Genomic DNA, 202 nt, shown 5'->3' on the forward strand with positions numbered 1-202 from the left:
CGGAACTTACCCGACAAGGAATTTCGCTACCTTAGGACCGTTATAGTTACGGCCGCCGTTTACTGGGGCTTCAGTTCAGAGCTTCGCTTACGCTAACCCCTCTCCTTAACCTTCCAGCACCGGGCAGGTGTCACCCCCTATACTTCGCCTTACGGCTTCGCAGAGAGCTGTGTTTTTGCTAAACAGTCGCTTGGGCCTATTC

The 202-nt window shown here is 53.5% G+C and carries 1 rRNA gene; it reads right to left on the reverse strand.

Going from position 1 to position 202, the window contains the following annotated elements:
- Positions 1–202 (reverse strand): 23S ribosomal RNA (locus MR143_RS32920); the annotation flags it as partial.

The organism is Bacillus cereus group sp. BfR-BA-01347 (genome assembly GCF_022663835.1).
Taxonomy (GTDB): Bacteria; Bacillota; Bacilli; order Bacillales; family Bacillaceae_G; genus Bacillus_A; species Bacillus_A thuringiensis_K.